Consider the following 17,319-nt stretch of genomic DNA (forward strand, 5'->3'; position numbering starts at 1 on the left):
GGCTGCCATGACCGACGCGACCGCTGCCTACGCGTCCGAGGTGCCGCGACGTCCCGACGACGCTCTGCGCGATGTCAAGCGAGCCCACCGGCCGTTTCCGCTTGTCCGGCTGGTGCTCTGGGCGTTCACCGTCGCCGTGGCGGCCGGCTTCGCCTATATCGTCGCGGTCAACCCGAATTTCGGTTGGCCAGTCGTCGCCCAGTATTTCTTCGATCCGACGGTCATGCAGGGGCTTTCCGTAACGCTCGGCCTGACGGTCGTGGCGATGATCCTGGGTATCGTGCTCGGCCTGCTGCTCGCCATCGCGCGCATGTCGAAAGACAGGCTGGCATCTTTTCTATCCGGACTGTTCATCTGGTTCTTCCGGGGAACGCCGCTGCTGGTGCAGCTCATCCTGTGGTACAATCTTTCGACGCTGTTTCCGCGCATTTCCATCGGTTTTGCGAGCTGGAACACCAACGACCTGATCACGCCTTTGACGGCCGCTATCCTCGGTCTGGCGCTGAATGAGGCCGCCTATATGGCAGAGATCATTCGTGGTGGGCTGCTGTCGGTGGACAAGGGGCAGGCCGAAACGGCTGAAGCCTTCGGCATGACCCGCGCGCGGGCCCTGCGGCGCATCATCATCCCGCAGGCGATGCGCTCGATCGTGCCGCCGACCGGCAATCAGCTGATCAGCATGATCAAGGCGACGTCGCTGGTCAGCGTCATCGCCATGGCCGACCTGCTGTACTCCGTGCAGTCGATCTACAACCGCACCTTCGAAATCATTCCGCTGCTGATGGTTGCGGTGCTCTGGTACCTGCTGATCACCTCGGTTCTCAATGTCGCGCAGGGCGCGATCGAACGCCATTACAGCCGCGGCGACCGCGGCGCCCGCGAGAAGACGGCGACCGCCACCCTGGAGGCCGCCAATGAGCGCGCATGACACGCCCTTGGTCCGGGCGCGCAACGTTCACAAGGCCTTCGGCCCGCTCGAGGTGCTGAAGGGCATCGACCTGGACGTCGCGCCTGGCGAGGTGGTGGTCGTTCTCGGACCGTCCGGCTCCGGAAAGTCGACCTTCCTGCGATGCATCAATCATCTCGAGGCGATCGACCAAGGGGCGATCGAGGTGGACGGCGAGCAGATCGGCTACCGACTGCACAACGGCCGCCTCGACAAGCTCTCCGATCGGGCGATCGCCGCGCAGCGGCGCAAGATCGGCATGGTGTTCCAGCAGTTCAATCTCTATCCGCACATGACGACCCTGCAGAATGTCATCGAGGCTCCGGTCGGCGTTCACCGGGAGAACCGCAAGGAAGCGATCGACTACGCCCGCGAACTGCTGACCCGTGTCGGTCTCGCCGACAAGATCGACGCCTATCCGCGCCAGCTTTCAGGCGGCCAGCAGCAGCGCGTCGCCATCGCCCGTGCGCTCGCCATCCGCCCGAAATTGATGCTCTTCGACGAGCCGACGTCGGCGCTCGATCCGGAGTTGGTCGGCGAGGTGCTCGCCACCATGCGCGATCTTGCCAGGCAGGGCTTGACCATGATCGTGGTCACGCATGAGATCGGCTTCGCCCGCGAAGCGGCGGATCGGGTGGTGTTCATGGACGACGGCAATGTGATCGAGGCCGGGCCTCCGGACGAGGTTCTCGCCAAACCCAGGCACCCGCGCACGCGGGCCTTTTTAAGCCGTTTCATCTAACAGAAAAGCCGGCGCCATTACGTGCTCGGCAAAGGACCCCTCATGCCAAAGACCTCCAACCAGTTCGCCGATGTTTCCGACTTCGCCGACAAGGCCGCCGAGCTTGCTGCGGCTCGCCAGCACCTGCACGCGCATCCCGAGCTTTCCTTCCAGGAGCACGAAACGGCTGCATACGTTGCCGAACGGCTCGAAAGCTGGGGCTATGAGGTGACACGCAATGTCGGCGGGCTCGGGGTCGTCGGCCGCTTGCGCCAAGGCAGCGGCCGCAGCATTGCCATCCGCGCCGACATGGACGCCTTGCCGATCACCGAAGCGACCAATCTCCCTTATGCCAGCCAAGCCAGCGGCAAGATGCACGCCTGCGGCCATGACGGCCACACCACGATGCTGCTCGGCGCGGCCGAATACCTGGCGCGCACGCGCCATTTCAACGGCACGGTGAACCTCATCTTCCAGCCGGCCGAGGAAGCCGGCAAAGGAAGCGGGGCGCAGGCGATGATCGCCGACGGCCTGTTCGAGCGCTTTCCCTGCGATGCGATTTTCGGGCTGCACAACCATCCGGGCGCGCCGGCGGGTTCCTTCCTGATGCGCGCGGGGCCGCTGATGGCAGCGAGCGATACCGTCACCATCAAGATCGCCGGGCGTGGCGGCCACGCCTCGCGTCCGCACCTGACGGTCGACCCGATCGTCGCTGCCGCCAACATCATCATGACCCTCCAGACGGTGGTGTCGCGCAACGTCAACCCGATCGAGACGGCTGTCGTCACCGTCGGCACCATTCACGGCGGCACGGCCTCCAACGTCATCCCCGAACAGGCCGAGATCACGCTCAGCGTCCGCTCCTTCTCGGTCGAGATTCGCGATAGGCTCGAGCAGCGTATTCGCAGTATCGCAGCACTTGTGGCGCAGGCGCATGGCGCAACCGTCGAGATCGACTACGAGCGCGGCTACCCGGTGGTGGTCAATTCCGAGAGCGAGACGTCCTTTGCGACAGACGTCGCTGTCGAACTCGTTGGTCACGACAAGGTGGCCGTCTGCCCGTTGATCCCCGGCAGCGAAGACTTTTCCTATTTCCTCGAGCACAAACCCGGTTGCTTCCTCCGCCTCGGCAACGGCGAGGATTCAGCCATCCTGCACAGCTCGAAATATGATTTCAACGACGGCAATTTGACCGTCGGCGCAGCGCTCTGGGCTCGATTGACCGAGAGATTCCTGGCCGCTTGATCCATACTTGCGGCTGGGATCGCCGATCGGCCGGTCGACCAGAATTGGGGCGACCGGCCGCGCGACGATGCTCAACGAATTCTCACGCATTCCCCCTCTTCGAATGCGATAAGAGCTTCACTTTCAGACGAACAAAAAGTCACTCGTTGTCAGCGGGCTCGCAAAGTTTGCGAGAGTAACTTGATCGACTCCCGCGGTAATAATGGTGTCGGTTCCACTTTGCGCAATTGTGAGATCATCGAACGATTGCACGCCCTCCACGCCACTAAACACGATAGTGTCGCCTTGGGTCTGGCTGAAGTCGTAGATGGTGTTTTGGGTTCCGACCGTCATTGAACCATCGTCCTTGAATATGAATTGGTCTGCGCCGCCCTGAGCCAACTCGCTCAGTTGTCCATCCCCCCACATGTCATTGATGACCGTGCAGCCAGGTGCCGCGCTCCCTGCGTACAGGACATCGTTGCCGCCCTGAGCCGAACCGGACATTTGCAGAGCGTCGCCGCACAGGAAGTTGCGAACTTGGCCGCTTTCGCTGTTCTGGCCCCCGGTAAGAATGTCATTGCCGCCCTGGGCGGAGCCGGACATAGCGCGCGCGTCGCCGGACAACTCGTTTAGAACGTCAGGAAAGGCGCTCTTGTCCCCGCCGGTCAGGGTGTCATTGCCGCCCACAGCGTTGCCGAGCATCGTCACGGCGTCGCCATACCCCACATTATGGGCGGTGCCTTGCAGCACGGCCACGTCATCGCCCCCAAGCGCATGGTCGAACATACTGCCGCCCGCGTCACCGTAGAACGTTACCCGGGACCCACCCACGCTCGTGAAGGTGTCGTTGCCGCCCGTGGCAAAACCGGAAAGATCGCCGCCCGCATCGCCATAGAGAGTTTTGCTCCCGAGATCCCCAAACGTGTCTGTGTAATAGTCGTCGCCGCCCAGAGCATGGCCAGACATGTTGCCGCCGGCGTCGCCGAAGAAAGTGTTGGTGGAAAAGGAGCGGCCCGTAAAGGTATCGTTGCCACCCCTACTGTCGTCCGACATGTCGCCGCCGGCATCGCCGTAGAAAGTGTTGAATGAATCGCTCTTGCCCGTGAAGCTATCGTCGCCGCCCCGCGCATTGCCGGACATGTTGCTGCCGGCGTCACCGTAGAAAATGTTATTGGCTTCTTTCGAGCCCTCGAAGGTGTCGTTGCCGCCCTTGCTGCGATCGGACATCTCGCCGCCTGCATCACCGTAGAAGGTGTGGTCGGCTCCTTGTTTGGTTTGGGTCAGGAAAGTGTCGTCACCCCCATGAGCATGGCCGAGCATGTTGCCGCCGGCGTCACCATAGAAGGTATCGACTACCTGCCTTGCCAATCCACTGTTGAAGGTATCGTTGCCGCCCTTGCTGTGGTCCGACATATCGTCGCCCGCGTCACCATAGGCAGTCGTCGTGGTGGACGAAAGCCCCGTGGTGAAGGTGTCGTCACCGCCCCGAGCAAAATTGAACAAGCTCCGAGCCGCGTCACCGTAGAAGGTGTAGGTCGACGGTGCGGTTTCCGTAAAGGTATCGTTGCCGCCTCTCGAGAAATCGAGCAGGCTGCCGCCGGCGTCGCCGGTCAAGATATTCGTGTTTGGATCGCCTGTGAGGGCGTCATCGATACCCCACTGATGATCTGCTAGATCACCGGTAGTAAAGGGAACGCGTTTAGACATTATCCGCTCTCCTGTTGAGCCTACCCGTCCCATCACTGCCGTACGATGTGAGCCAAGAGCGAGCAATAATCCCGAAGGGCTATGTCGTTAGGAGTAGGGATCGGTAACTCGTCACCGGGGCGCCATTAGCGGCAGCTTCCTGTGGCCGTCCTTTCCCGGCTATCCCAGCCTCGCTCTCGCCTTGGCCGTCCATGCATTGAACAGCCGGTCGGCGACGATGCCGATGAAGGCGATGGCCAGGCCGGCGACGATGCCGCGGCCAGAATCGGCCTTGGACAGGGCGATGAACACTTCCTGGCCGAGATCGCGGGTGCCGACCATGGCGCAGATGATGATCATTGCCAGCGCCATCAGGATAGTCTGGTTGACGCCGAGCATGATCTCCGGCAACGCCAGCGGCAGCTGCACGCGAAAGAAGGTCTGGCGCTTGGTGCAGCCGGAAACCTTCGCCGCCTCGATCAGCGCCGGCGGCACCTGCCGGATCCCGTGATTGGTGTAGCGGATGGCCGGCACCACGGCGAAGGCGACGGTGGCGATCATCGCGGTGACGTCGCCGACTCTGAACAGCATCACCACCGGAATGATGAAGCAGAACGACGGCAGCACCTGCAGCGTGTCGATGACCGGCGTCACGATCTTTTCGAAGCGGTCGCTGCGCGATGCCATCAGCCCGATAGGGATGCCGATCAGGCAAGCGATAAAGGCCGAGATGCCGCACAGGTAGACCGTCGCCATGGTCTTTTCCCAAAGGCCGGTGACGGCGCAGAACGCTGTCAATGCCGCGACCAGGGCGGCGAGGCGCAAGCCGCCGAGCTGGTATCCGGCAAGGCCGAGGAGACAAACCGCGCCCAGCCACGGAAAGCCCTCGCAGAAGGCGCGCACCGGGTTCAGCACATTGAGGATCAGCGCCACGCGGAACGCCTCGATCGTGTCGAAGAAGTTGATCGTGATCCAGTTCACCGCCGCCTTCCACAAAGGTGCGGTGGTGAAGGTGATCGCCTTCGGCACCGCGGCGAAGGCCGGCACGAACAGGCTGAGCAGCGTGGTGACGGCGAGGATGGCGACGGCCAGCGTCAGGTTGGGATAGCGCCGCCAGAAGCTGGTGCCGGGCTGATGGCGGACATTGCCCTTGGCGTGATTGTGCGCGATCGCCTGGCTCAGTCGGTCGAGCGCAATTGCCAGTGCGACGATGGCGAGGCCTGCCTCCATCGCCTCGCCGACCTTGAGCGCGCGCAGCGCCAAAAGCACATCATAGCCGAGGCCGCCGGCGCCGATCATCGAGGCGATGATCACCATATTGAGCGCCAGCATGATAACCTGGTTGACGCCGACCATCAGCGTCGGCCGCGCCGACGGCAACAGCACCCGCCACAGCTTCTGCCGTGCCGTGCAGCCGGCCATCTCGCTGAAATCGTCGATCTCCGACGGCACCCGCGACAGGCCCAGCATCGTCGCCCGCACCATTGGCGGTGTCGCGAAGATTGCCGTCGCGATCATTGCCGAGACCGGGCTGTTGCCGAACAAAAGCAGCATCGGGATGAGATAGGCGAAGGTTGGGATCGTCTGCATCAGATCGAGGGCAGGGGAGATCAATAGCCTTTCTGCCCAAGGCTTGCGCCATGCCCAGATGCCGGCGAACAGCCCGGTGACAATGCAAAACGGCACAGCGATCGAGATCAGGCCCAGCGTCAGCATGGCGCTGGTCCACTGCCCGAACAGCGCGATGTAGAGAAAACACCCGCCGACCAGCGCACCCAGCTTCCAGCCGCCGGCGGCGCGGCCGGCAAGGTAGGCGGCAGCGCAGACGCCGACCCAGGACAGGCGCGGCAAGACGATCATATCCGCGCCATGGCCGATCTTGAAATTTTTGGCGAGAAGATTGAGCGCGAAATCGAGCGGCACGCCGAGCACGGCGGTGATCGAGCGCGTCAGCCAGGAGAAATTCGACTTCACCCAGTTCATCAGCGCGCTGACCCAGTCGGCGACGGGAATGACGGCATTGGCTGGGTAATTGACCGTCCAGGGCAGGCTTTCCTGCAGCAGGAAGACAACAAGCACGGCGGCGAGCGCGCAGGCCCAGATCACCAGCCAGGTCTGACCCTGCCGCGGCCTCGCTGCGCTCGCGCTTGCCGTGACCGTCATGCGCCGGCTCCGGGACGTTCGATGCCAGCGAGAAGATCGATCACCGCCTGCGGCGTTACCTCGCCGATCGGCTTGCCGGTGCCGTTGACCACCGCGAAGGGCTTGCCGGCAGAGACGATATCTGCCGAGAAACTGGCGATCTTGGCATCCGGCGCGACCGTGCCGCCATGTTCAGCGGCGTCGCAGGCGCGCATCAGGCTCTTGGCCGAGATCACCTTGGCGCGGTCGACGTCGCGGGTGAATTCGGCGACATAATCCGTCGCCGGGTTGACCACCAGCTCTTCCGGCGTGCCGATCTGGATGACCTCGCCGTCCTTCATGATGGCGATCCGGTCGGCCAGCCGGATGGCCTCGTCGAAATCATGGGTGATGAAGACGATGGTCTTGTGCAGCATGGTCTGCAGCCGCATCAGCTCGTCCTGCATCTCACGGCGGATCAGCGGATCGAGCGCCGAGAATGGCTCGTCGAGGAACCAGATTTCCGGCTTGGTGGCGAGGCTGCGGGCGATGCCGACACGCTGCTGCTGGCCGCCGGAAAGCTCGCGTGGATAGAAATGCTCGCGGCCGCGCAGGCCGACCAACTCGATGACCTCGCGAGCCCGCTTTTCGCGCGTCGGCCGGTCCTGCCCCTGGATGCCCAAGGGAAAGGCGATGTTCTCCAGTACGTTGAGATGCGGCAGCAGGGCAAAATTCTGGAACACCATGCCCATGCGGTGGCGTCGCAGCTCGATCAGCGCGGCATCGGAAATCTTGAGCAGGTCCTTGCCTTCAAACTCGACCTTGCCGTGGGTCGGCTCGATCAGCCGCGACATGCAGCGCACCAGCGTCGACTTGCCGGATCCCGAAAGTCCCATGATGATGAAGATCTCGCCTTGCCGGATTTCGAGATCGACGGCGCGCACCGCGCCAACCAGTCCGGCAGCGGCGATGTCCGCCAGGCTGGCCTTGCCGTCGCGCCGGCGGATGAAATTGGCCGCGTCCGCCCCGAACAGCTTCCAGACATTGCGGCAGGCAAGCTTTGTCGGGCGGGCATCGTTGCCCGCTTTCGCCGCGCGTTCAATCGTATCGGTCATGCAATCGTCCTTCTGGAATAGGGATCGAGACCCGGCCACGAATGGCCGGGCCGTCGGATTTCCAGTCAGACGGTCACTCGGCCCAAGCTTTCCAGTCGGCTTCGTGGGCGGCGATCCAGGCGGCGGCGACGTCTTCCGGCGTCTTGCCTTCGAGATCGATCTCGCCGCTCATCTTGTTGAGCTCGTCGGTATCGACCGTGTAGTTTTTCGCGACCTTGTAGGCGACCGGCCATTTGTCCTTCATGCCGGCCCAGGAATATTTCCAGATCTCGCCATGCGGCTTGCCACAGTCGTATTTCGCATCGGGGTTCACGCCCCATTTCGGGTCGGTGTAGCACTCTACAGTATAGTCGGGGAATTCGATCCATTCGCCCTTGTATTTGGCCGGTGCCCAATGCGGCGAATAGATCCACAGCATTATCGGCGCCTTGCGCTGATAGGCCGAGTCCAGTTCGGCAAACATCGCTGCATCGGTGCCGGCATGGATGACGGTGAAGGGCAGTTTCAGCGCCTCGACGCGCTCGTCGTCAAAACCTTCCCATGTCACAGGGCCGCCGAGATAGCGCCCCTTCGGTGTTGTTTCCGCCGTCGAAAAGGCCTCGGCGCATTTTGGGTCCTTCAATGCCTCCCAGTTCGGCAGGCCCGGGCATTTCTCTTTCATATATTCGGGAAACCACCATTCCTCCTTGGCCTTGGGCCCGAGCTTGCCGAGACGTTCGGTCTGGCCGGTCGCATCCGAGGCCTTCATCGCTTCGCCGGCCGTCGTGTCCCAGAACTCCATGCCGACATCGATGTCGCCATTGGTCAGGCCGGTGGTCAGGCTGGAGAGATAGTCGGCGGTCGGATATTCGACGGTATAGCCGAGCTTTTCGAGGATGCCGCCAAGGATCTTGGCGTTCAGATTGACGCTGGTCCAGTCGAACAGCGCGATCTTGATCGGGTCGTTGGATTCCGGCGCCGCTGCTTGTGCCGGTAGTGTCAGCGCGCTTGCTGCGGCAAGCGCCAAGGCTCCCATTGATAGTTTCGAAATCATGCTCCGAAGTGACATGCTTGTTCTCCTGTCAAGCTCTGGTGGACGTTATCGTTCGTTCCCTTCTTGCGTCTTTTTTGATTGTGTTGGAAAAGCTGGTCGTTGCGCAAGGCCGTCGGCGCCACAATGCTGCCGAAGCGGATGCAGGCGCAAAACGGCGTGGTGCCCAAATTGGTGAAGATGTGGCGGGACCGGCCGCGTCATGACCGCCGAACGATTGCTGCCGAGGCAGTGATCCACGGATCGATCGCCGGTCTTGAGGTGCAAACCATCAAAGTCCCATGATCTCGGCTGTTGGCTCTGTAATTTGCCAGAGCCACTTTCATGAGATGAAATTATATATACCAACGTTCACGTGGCGCAACGATTAACGCCGGTGCCAATTTCACGGCCCGTCTTTTGCATGAACCCTTAGATCGGTTCGAAAAAAGCCAAGGTTGCCAGTCATCGGGTTACCAGCCGCGACGACAGGATATCGACACAATGCAGCAGACCAGAGCGCCTTATTTCCTCGCCAACCGCGGTATCGCCGTCGGCTTCTGACCCTTTCAACACCAGATCGTCTCCGAGGCTTGCATGACCTCTTCCTTGAACAGACTGCGCATTGCCGTGCTCTTTGGCGGACGTTCCGCCGAGCATGACGTTTCGGTGCTTTCAGCAACCAATGTCATGCGTGCGCTGCTGCCTGCCAAATACGATGCCGTCCCAATCTTCGTCACGCGCGAAGGACAGTGGCTGCTGAGCAGTTTTGAGGATGGTAAGCTGGCGAAACCTGCAGGCGGCACGGAAGTTTGCCTGCTTCCGGGTGGGCGCGGACGGATGATGGCGATCCCGGCCGACGGCACGCCCTATGATCTGCCAACGATCGACATCCTGCTTCCCGTCCTGCACGGCCCCCATGGCGAAGACGGCTCGGTACAGGGGGTGGCCGAGGTGGCTCTGGTGCCGCTCGCCGGCTGCGGCATCCTGGGTTCAGCAACCGCACTGGACAAGGATATCACCAAGCGGCTCCTGAAAGCGGCGGGTCTGCCAATCGCGCGCTCAGTGACGATTCATGAAGGTGCGGCGCCTGCCCTCGCCATACTAGAAAGCGAACTCGGCCTGCCGTTCTTCATCAAACCTGCGCGTCAGGGATCGTCTGTCGGCGTCGGAAAGATCAATGCCAGCCAGGAATTCGATGGAGCGCTTGCTGAAGCCTTCCAGCACGATTGCAAGCTGTTGGCCGAGGAATTCGTTCATGGGCGCGAGATCGAATATAGCGTGTTGGAGGACCCGGCAGGCGACCTGTTCGTCTCGCGGCCAGGCGAGATCGTGCCGGCGGAAAGCCACGGTTTCTACAGCTACGATGCCAAATACATCGACGAGAAAGGCGCGGCGCTAAAAGTGCCGGCCGAACTGCCGCCCGAGGTCGAGGCAAGCATGCGGGATGTGGCTGCAAGGGCTTTCAGAGCCGTCGGCTGTGACGGGATGGCGCGTATAGACTTTTTCCTGAGACCGGACATGCAATTCTTGGTCAATGAAATCAACACCATCCCCGGCTTCACCGATATCAGCATGTACTCCAAGGCAATGGCGGCAAGCGGCGTCAGCTATTCCGAAATCATCGACCGGCTCGTGGAACATGGATTGGCGCGGGCCGGCCGAGCAGCCTGAATGCAGCGAAGCGGCTTTCAGATCCGGCGGATGGAACGTTGGCCTGTGTCGTATCTCACGACATGATCAGGCCGCCATCGACATTGATGGTCTGCCCGGTGATGTAGGCCGCATCGTCGCTGGCGAGAAAGCTGACCAGGCCGGAGACGTCCTCGCCGCTGCCGGCGCGGCCCATCGGGATGTTCTCCACCCATTCGGCCATCAGCTCGCCGGGCTTGTAGTCGCCCATCAACTTGCCCCACGCGGCGTCGTTATAGGCCCACATATCGGTGTCGATGATGCCGGGGCAGATCGCGTTGACGGTGATCTTCTCCTTGGCCACTTCCTTGGCGAGGCTCTGGGTGATGCCGACGACGCCGAATTTCGAGGCGGCGTAATGCGGCGTGTAGATAAAACCCTGCCGCGCCTGGCCGGATGCCGTGTTGATCAGCCGGCCGCCGTCGCCATGCTTGCGGATGCGCGCGATCGCCTCCTGGCAGCACAGGAACACGCCCTTGGTGTTGACCGCCATCACCTTGTCCCATTCGGCCTCGGTCATCGCCTCGATCCTGGCGATGGTGATGACACCGGCATTCTGCACGGAGATGTCGACGCGGCCGAATTGTTGCTCGGCCAGGTCGTAAAGCGCGACGACCTCTTCCTTTTTGGTCACGTCCATGCGCATCCACGCAACCTTGGCGCCCGCAGTCTTCAGATCGGCGGCAACCTCTTCAACGCGCGCGTCGATGGCGCTGACGACGACCGCAGCACCTTCCACGGCGAAGCGCCTGGCCATTGCCGCGCCAATGCCGCCGCTCGCGCCGGTGATGACCGCCGTTTTTCCCTGGAATCGCTTCTGCATTTTTTCTCCTACCAGCAGACGAAGCCGCCATCGACGATCAGGTCGATGCCGGTGACGAAACTCGCGGCGCGGCTGGCCAGGAACACGGTCGGGCCGACCATCTCTTCCGGCGCCGCCATGCGGCCCATCGGCGTGTCGCGCTCGAAGATCCTGACCTGGTCGGCGACCTCCGGTCGCTTGTTCATCGGGGTCAGCGTATAGCCGGGGCTGACGACGTTGACGCGTAGACCGCGATCGGCCCATTCCATGGCGAGGCTCTTCGACATGTGGATGACCGCGGCCTTCGACGAGTTGTAATGCGCCTGGGTCAGGCCGCGGTTGACAATCGAGCCCGACATCGAGGCGATGTTGATGATCGAGCCCTTGCGCCGCGTCAGCATGGCACGGGCCTCGGCCTGGCAGGACAGGAACACGCCGCTGACATTGACGTCATAGAGCTTCTGCCACTTTTCCAGCGACAGCGTCTCTGCCGACTCAGCTCCGGCGACGCCGGCATTGTTGACTGCGATGGTCAACGCGCCGAGTTCCTGCTCCGTACGCTCGATCGCGGCCGCGAGATCGGCCTCTGAAGTCACCGTGCCGGTCAGCACCAGTGCCTTGCGGCCGCGTGCTGTGATCTGGTGTGCGGTCTCCTCCAGCCCGCCTTTGGAGGCGTGGCCGAAGCAGGCTATGTCGGCGCCGGCCTCGGCCAGGCCGATGGCGATTGCTTGCCCGATGCCGCTGCCGGCGCCTGTCACAAGTGCCACGTCACCATGAAGATCGAATAGTTTCATCGTCGGTCCCTCTCCTCCAACCGCCGTCCTCCGGAAATAAAGGGGCGCCAACTCTGTTGCTGGCGCCCCGCGCGGTCTGGTGCCCGGGAGGATACCACCTGCTGCGCTTTGTTTCGATGGGCTGTCCTAGCTCGTGGCGAGTTCCATGACGGCGACATTGCTCGCATCACTGCGGTCGAGAATGCCGCGCTGACGGCCGCGGCTCAGCACGAGCACGCGATGCGACAGGCCGAGCACTTCCTCGAGGTCGGAACTCACCACCACCACCGCCATGCCGGAACGGGCAAGGTCGGCGATGACATCGTAGATCGCGGCGCGGGCACCAACGTCGATGCCGCGCGTCGGCTCGTCCAGGATAAACACCTTGGGCGGGCGCGACACCCATTTGGCAATGATCACCTTCTGCTGGTTGCCGCCTGAAAGCTTGCTGACCGCCTGGTTCGGCCGGCCTTTGACGCCGAGCCGGCGAATACCGGCCTCGGCGAATTTCTGCACCGCCTTCGGGAACACCCAGCCATTCGGCGCGACATGGTCGAAATTGCCGATCGCCAGATTCTCGCCGATCGTCTGGTCGAGCACCACGCCTTGCGCCTTGCGGTCTTCCGGCACCAGCACGACGCCGGCCTTGATCGCCGCCGCCGGCCCATTGAGATGCACCGGCTTGCCGGCGACGCGCACCGAGCCGGATGAGATCGGGTCGGCGCCGGCGATCGCCCTCACCAGCTCCGTGCGGCCGGCGCCGATCAGCCCGGCAATGCCGAGGATTTCGCCGGCCCGCACTGAAAAGCTGACATTTTGAAAGCTGCGTTCCGGCGAGGACAGGTTCTCGACCTCGAGCAGCGTGTCATTGCGGGGCGCCGACAAAGTCGGGAACATCCGCTCGACGCTGCGGCCGACCATCTGCTCGACGACAGTGCGCACCGGAATATCGGCGCGCTCGTGCCGGGCGACGATGCGCCCGTCGCGCATCACCACCACGCGATCGGCGATCTGGGCGATCTCGTCCAGCCGGTGGCTGATATAGATGAAGGACATGCCTTCCGCCTTGAGCTTGCGGATCTGCTGGAACAGGAGCTCCGTTTCCTCGCCGCCAAGGGCTGCCGTCGGTTCATCGAAGATCAGCAGCTCGGCATTGAGCGTCAGCGCCTTGGCAATCTCGACCTGCTGCTGGGCGGCGATACGCAGCGTGCGCACCTTGCGCTCGGGCGAGACATCGAGCCCGAGGCGCTTCAACTGGGCTGATGCCCGTGCATTCATTGCCGCGCGGTCGATGCGGCCGCCGCGCATCGGCAGGCGCCCGACATAGACGTTTTCGGCGACCGACAGATCCGGCAGCAGCTTCAGCTCCTGGTGGATCATGCCGATGCCGGCGTCGATCGCCGCGGCAGGATTGGCGGGGGAATAAGCGTTCCCCCGCCAGGTGATGGTGCCGGCATCGGGCTTGGTCGACCCGGCGATGATGTTCGAGACGGTGGACTTGCCGGCGCCGTTTTCGCCAAGCAGCGCCACGACCTCGCCCGGCCGCACCTCGAAGCTCGCATCGGCCAGGACCTGCACCGGTCCGTAGCTTTTGCAGAGGCCGCTGACGACGAGACCCAGATTGGGGCTGTGCGTGTGGCGAGGTTCGGTGGACATTGTTGCGCTCGTCGACTGCCGGACTGGTCTAAATCAGGGATGCTTGGCGATGAACTGCTCGACATTGTCCTTGGTGGTCAGCGTCGCATCCTGCAGCTGTTCTGCGGGAATGGTCTCGCCGGCCACCAGCTTGATTGCCGCATCGACGGCAAGCCGGCCCATGCCCTGGGTCTGCTGCGTCGCCGTCACGTCGAAGACGCCGTCCTTCAGCGCCTTGAGCGCCGCCACGTCGCCGTCGAAGCCGGCAACCCAGACCTTGTGGCCGGGATTGGCGACCTTGACCGCCTGCGCCGCACCGAGCGCCAGCGCATCGGCCTGGCCGATGACGATCGACACGTCGGGATGCGACTGCAACAGATCCTGCGTCAGCTTGAAACCTTCGTCCTGGTGCCAGCCTTCGCTCCACAATTCGCCGACGACCTTGATGTCGGGATAGCCCTTCAGCGCTTCGCCGCAGCCCTTCGAGCGATCGACCTCGGGCGTCGTACCCTTCTGGCCGTGGATGATGATCAGCTCGCCCTTGCCGCCGGCCTGCTTGGCGATGTAGTCGCAAACCGCTTTCGCCGATGCCACGCTATTGGTGGCGATGAAGGTGTCGCCGGGCGCGCCGTCGGCGTTGCGGTCGACATTGATGACTGGGATGCTGGCAGCCTTGGCCGTCTTGGTCGGCACGGTGGCGGCGGTGGCGCCGGCCGGAATGTAGATCAGCGCATCGATATTCTGCGTGATCAGATCCTGCACCTGGCTGACCTGGGTCGCCGAATCGCCCTTGGCGTCGACGGTGACGACCTCGATGCCCTTTTCCTTGCCGTAGGCTTCGACGGACTGCTTGATCTGGTTGAAGAAGTCGGCCTGCAGATTGGCGACGGCGAGGCCGAGCTTCTTGGCTTCCTTGGCCGAGGCCATGTCGGACAGGCTAAGCAGCGGGATGATGGCCGCGGCGGCAAGCAGCAATGAACGTTTAGTCAGCATGTTATTCCTCCGTTGATGTTCAATCTGTCCTGCCCGCGCATCGCGGCGCCCCGTGGCCGAACAACTCCCAGTTTCGGATCACCGATCCGTTTTCGCCCGAATATCCGGGTGAATCTCATTGAGCCCAATTCTTCATTGTGCCCCATTTTTCATTGTGCTCTGCGCCGCCAGGTGTCGGTGGCCACCGCCAGCGCGATCACCACGCCGATAACCACTTGCTGGATGAAGGGCGAGACACCGAGCAGGTTCAGTCCGTTGCGCAGCACGCCGATGATGAGGACGCCGATGGCTGTGCCGCCGATCGAACCGACGCCGCCCGACAGGCTGGCGCCGCCGATAACCACCGCCGCGATGGTGTCGAGCTCGTAGCCAAGGCCGGAGCTCGGCTGGACGGAATCGAGCCGGGCGGCAAGCACGATGCCGGCGAGACCGGCCAGCACGGCGCAGATCGTATAGACCCAGTTTGTCAGCGACTTGACCGGTATGCCGGACAGCCGGGCGACTTCGGCGCTGCCGCCGATTGCGTAGAGGCTGCGGCCGGTGGCGCGATAATTCAGGAAGATCGCGAAAATGACGGCAAGCACGATCATCAGCCCGACGGTGACCGACAGGAAGCCGAAATGGCGGATGATCGACAGGCTGGTGAACCAGTCGGGAAAGCCGACGATCTGCGAGCCGTCGGTGATCATATTGGCGAGACCGCGCGCCACCGACATCATGGCCAGCGTGGCGATGAAGGGCGGCAGCTTGGTGACCGTCACCAGCAGGCCCGAAACCAGCCCGCAAAGGCCGGCGACGACGAGGGCTGCGGCGATGCCGGCCGGCAGGCCGAGATTGAGATAGTCCGGATGGGCGACGAAGCCCATCACCATGGAAGCCAGCGCCAGCACAGAGCCAACGGACAGGTCGATGCCGCCGATCAGGATGACCAGCGTCATGCCGATCGCCATGATGCCGAGTACGGTAACCTGGTCGAGCACGTTGAGCATGTTGCGGATGGTCAGGAACGTATCGGTGGTCAGCGAGAGCGCCAGGCACAGCAGGACCAGCCCGATCAGCGGGCCCATGGTTCCGGCAAAGACAGCCGAAAACTTTGCGCCCGTCGTGGCCTGCGTACCAGAGCCTGCTTTCAACTCGCTTGCGTCGTTGCTCACAGCCACTTCGTCTCCTCCACAGCAATCCGGCGCTGCATCACCGGGCCACTTTGTTCACCAGGCCCCTCCATGTGAACAATTTATCTTTAACATGCAATTTTGTTCAGCTAAACTGTTCGTCGGAAAATTGTCAAGGCCTGCCGTTTCATTCGACGACGGTTTGCGCTGTCCGCCGGTTTGCCTTACGCAAGGTCTCGGAAATCTTGGGCATTTCGAAGTCGCCGGATTGGAATATCATGAGCAGAGCCGGCGGCTGCGGCAAGGCAAACAGATGACGATCGTAGAGAACGAAAGAGCCTCGCGCTTTCCCGACGCCGAACTCAAGGCCCGCGCCGCCTGGCACTATTATGTCGAGGGTCTTACACAGGAGCGGATTTCCGAAATTCTCGGCGTCGGCCGCATCAAGGTACATCGCATTCTCTCCGCCGCCCGCGAAGAGGGTGTCGTCCAGTTTCGCATCCGCGACAGCGTCGTCGAATGCGTGGTTTTGGAAGAAAGCCTCAAGCAGAGGTTCGGGCTCAGCCAGGCTGTTGTGGTGCCGTCGGCTGCCGACCGAAGCAACGCACCGCTGATGATCGGCCACGCCGCCGCCGCCTATCTGGCCGACCATGTGAATGCCGGCGATGTCATTGCGCTGGGCTGGGGGCGGACGCTGAAATTCGCCATCAATGAGTTGCCAAGGCGGCCTATCGCCAAGACCACGGTGGTTTCGATGCTTGGCGGCCTGACCCATGCACAGCCGCTCAACCCGACAGAAAGCGCCTGGGATTTCGCCGAGAAGATCGGTGCGGAGTGCTTCCTGCTGCCGGTGCCGGTCTATGCCGACCGGCCGGAACAGCGCGACGCGTTCATGAGCCAGCGCAGCGTTCAGGACGTTGTCTTCCGTGCACGCCGGGCAAACATTGCCGTGCTCAGCGTCGGCTCGTTTTCCAACGACAGCCCGATCGCCAATTACGGCTTCATCAAGCCAAGCGAACTCGAGGAACTGCAGGCGGCCGGCGCCGTCGGCGATATTCTGTGTCATTTCATCGACGCCGAGGGCCGCCCGGTCGACCACGAGGTGAACCGCCGCGTCTGTGCCTATCCGCTGCAGGATCTGTCGGATATCCCGAGCATCATCCTGGTGTCGGGAGGGCAGGAAAAGATTGCCATCATGCGGGCAGCACTCGCCAACACCAAGGTATCGGTTCTGATCACCGACGAGGATGCGGCAAAGGGGCTGCTCAACCGCTAGAGTCTTTCACGTTTTGACGGAAGCGTAGCCGGCGTTTGCGAAGTAGTTGTTGCATTCGGTTGCCTCGATCGTTTCAACGAGGTGGCCGATGTGGCGCCAAGTGTCCTCGACGGTACGCTTCTGCGTTTGGCGCATCCAGTGTTTGATTTTGGCAAAGGCCTGCTCGATCGGGTTGAGGTCGGGAGAGTAGGGCGGCAAATACCAAAGCCTG

At 62.5% G+C, this 17,319-nt stretch carries 16 protein-coding genes; 6 read left to right on the forward strand and 10 right to left on the reverse strand.

Annotation, left to right across the window (positions count from 1 at the left end; all coding sequences use genetic code 11):
- The first annotated feature begins 7 nt into the window (after positions 1 to 7).
- Genes NKH91_RS16695 through NKH91_RS16705 form a run of 3 tightly spaced genes read left to right on the forward strand, consistent with a single transcriptional unit; the run spans position 8 to position 2,912 of the window.
- On the forward strand, positions 8 to 928 hold the full coding sequence (locus NKH91_RS16695) for an amino acid ABC transporter permease (protein ID WP_352639048.1): 921 nt from the start codon (positions 8 to 10) through the stop codon (positions 926 to 928).
- Positions 915 to 1,688 (forward strand): amino acid ABC transporter ATP-binding protein, encoded by a 774-nt coding sequence (locus NKH91_RS16700; protein WP_352639049.1) that lies wholly within the window; start codon positions 915 to 917, stop codon positions 1,686 to 1,688. Before NKH91_RS16695 ends, NKH91_RS16700 begins: the two co-directional genes overlap by 14 nt.
- A gap of 42 nt (positions 1,689 to 1,730) precedes the next feature.
- The gene (locus NKH91_RS16705) at positions 1,731 to 2,912 is read left to right on the forward strand and encodes a M20 aminoacylase family protein (RefSeq protein WP_352484107.1); all 1,182 of its coding nucleotides are present in this window, start codon (positions 1,731 to 1,733) and stop codon (positions 2,910 to 2,912) included.
- Between the two features lie 123 nt (positions 2,913 to 3,035).
- Here the strand turns inward: NKH91_RS16705 and NKH91_RS16710 are convergent, their stop codons facing one another.
- The 4 genes from NKH91_RS16710 to NKH91_RS16725 form a co-directional block, all read right to left on the reverse strand.
- Positions 3,036 to 4,601, reverse strand: a complete 1,566-nt coding sequence (locus NKH91_RS16710; protein ID WP_352484106.1) for a hypothetical protein — start codon at positions 4,599 to 4,601, stop codon at positions 3,036 to 3,038.
- 159 nt (positions 4,602 to 4,760) lie between these two features.
- Positions 4,761 to 6,743, reverse strand: coding sequence for an ABC transporter permease (locus tag NKH91_RS16715; protein WP_352493989.1), 1,983 nt, complete (start codon positions 6,741 to 6,743; stop codon positions 4,761 to 4,763).
- Entirely contained in the window at positions 6,740 to 7,816 is a 1,077-nt protein-coding gene (locus NKH91_RS16720) for a quaternary amine ABC transporter ATP-binding protein (RefSeq protein WP_352639051.1), read from the reverse strand. The genes NKH91_RS16715 and NKH91_RS16720 overlap by 4 nt, the downstream gene beginning before the upstream one ends.
- A 73-nt stretch (positions 7,817 to 7,889) precedes the next feature.
- The gene (locus tag NKH91_RS16725) at positions 7,890 to 8,864 is read right to left on the reverse strand and encodes an ABC transporter substrate-binding protein (RefSeq protein ID WP_352639052.1); all 975 of its coding nucleotides are present in this window, start codon (positions 8,862 to 8,864) and stop codon (positions 7,890 to 7,892) included.
- A gap of 84 nt (positions 8,865 to 8,948) precedes the next feature.
- Between NKH91_RS16725 and NKH91_RS16730 the strand changes: the two genes are divergently transcribed.
- Both NKH91_RS16730 and NKH91_RS16735 read left to right on the forward strand, forming a co-directional pair.
- Positions 8,949 to 9,131, forward strand: coding sequence for a hypothetical protein (locus NKH91_RS16730; RefSeq protein ID WP_352639054.1), 183 nt, complete (start codon positions 8,949 to 8,951; stop codon positions 9,129 to 9,131).
- 291 nt (positions 9,132 to 9,422) lie between these two features.
- Positions 9,423 to 10,499, forward strand: a complete 1,077-nt coding sequence (locus NKH91_RS16735) for a D-alanine--D-alanine ligase family protein (protein WP_352639055.1) — start codon at positions 9,423 to 9,425, stop codon at positions 10,497 to 10,499.
- 55 nt (positions 10,500 to 10,554) lie between these two features.
- Here NKH91_RS16735 and NKH91_RS16740 read toward each other — a convergent pair whose 3' ends face one another.
- From NKH91_RS16740 to NKH91_RS16760, 5 genes are all read right to left on the reverse strand, one after another.
- Positions 10,555 to 11,340 carry an SDR family oxidoreductase gene (locus tag NKH91_RS16740; RefSeq protein ID WP_352484100.1) on the reverse strand — a complete coding sequence of 262 codons (786 nt, stop codon included), beginning with the start codon at positions 11,338 to 11,340 and terminating at the stop codon, positions 10,555 to 10,557.
- A gap of 8 nt (positions 11,341 to 11,348) precedes the next feature.
- Entirely contained in the window at positions 11,349 to 12,113 is a 765-nt protein-coding gene (locus tag NKH91_RS16745; protein WP_352884664.1) for an SDR family oxidoreductase, read from the reverse strand.
- 126 nt (positions 12,114 to 12,239) lie between these two features.
- A complete protein-coding gene (locus tag NKH91_RS16750) occupies positions 12,240 to 13,748 on the reverse strand; it encodes a sugar ABC transporter ATP-binding protein (protein ID WP_023716792.1) in 1,509 nt (502 codons plus the stop codon).
- Positions 13,749 to 13,781: 33 nt separating this feature from the next.
- Positions 13,782 to 14,720, reverse strand: a complete 939-nt coding sequence (locus NKH91_RS16755; RefSeq protein WP_352484098.1) for a sugar ABC transporter substrate-binding protein — start codon at positions 14,718 to 14,720, stop codon at positions 13,782 to 13,784.
- Between the two features lie 149 nt (positions 14,721 to 14,869).
- Entirely contained in the window at positions 14,870 to 15,853 is a 984-nt protein-coding gene (locus NKH91_RS16760) for an ABC transporter permease (RefSeq protein ID WP_502898999.1), read from the reverse strand.
- A 292-nt stretch (positions 15,854 to 16,145) separates the two neighbouring features.
- Here NKH91_RS16760 and NKH91_RS16765 point away from each other — a divergent pair, with 292 nt between their 5' ends.
- Positions 16,146 to 17,108 carry a sugar-binding transcriptional regulator gene (locus tag NKH91_RS16765; protein WP_352884660.1) on the forward strand — a complete coding sequence of 321 codons (963 nt, stop codon included), beginning with the start codon at positions 16,146 to 16,148 and terminating at the stop codon, positions 17,106 to 17,108.
- Between the two features lie 6 nt (positions 17,109 to 17,114).
- Here NKH91_RS16765 and NKH91_RS16770 read toward each other — a convergent pair.
- A partial coding sequence (locus tag NKH91_RS16770; RefSeq protein ID WP_352884658.1) for a transposase occupies positions 17,115 to 17,319 on the reverse strand: 205 nt, incomplete at its 5' end.

This window comes from Mesorhizobium sp. M0894, from assembly GCF_040319725.1.
In the GTDB taxonomy this organism is placed as follows: domain Bacteria; phylum Pseudomonadota; class Alphaproteobacteria; order Rhizobiales; family Rhizobiaceae; genus Mesorhizobium.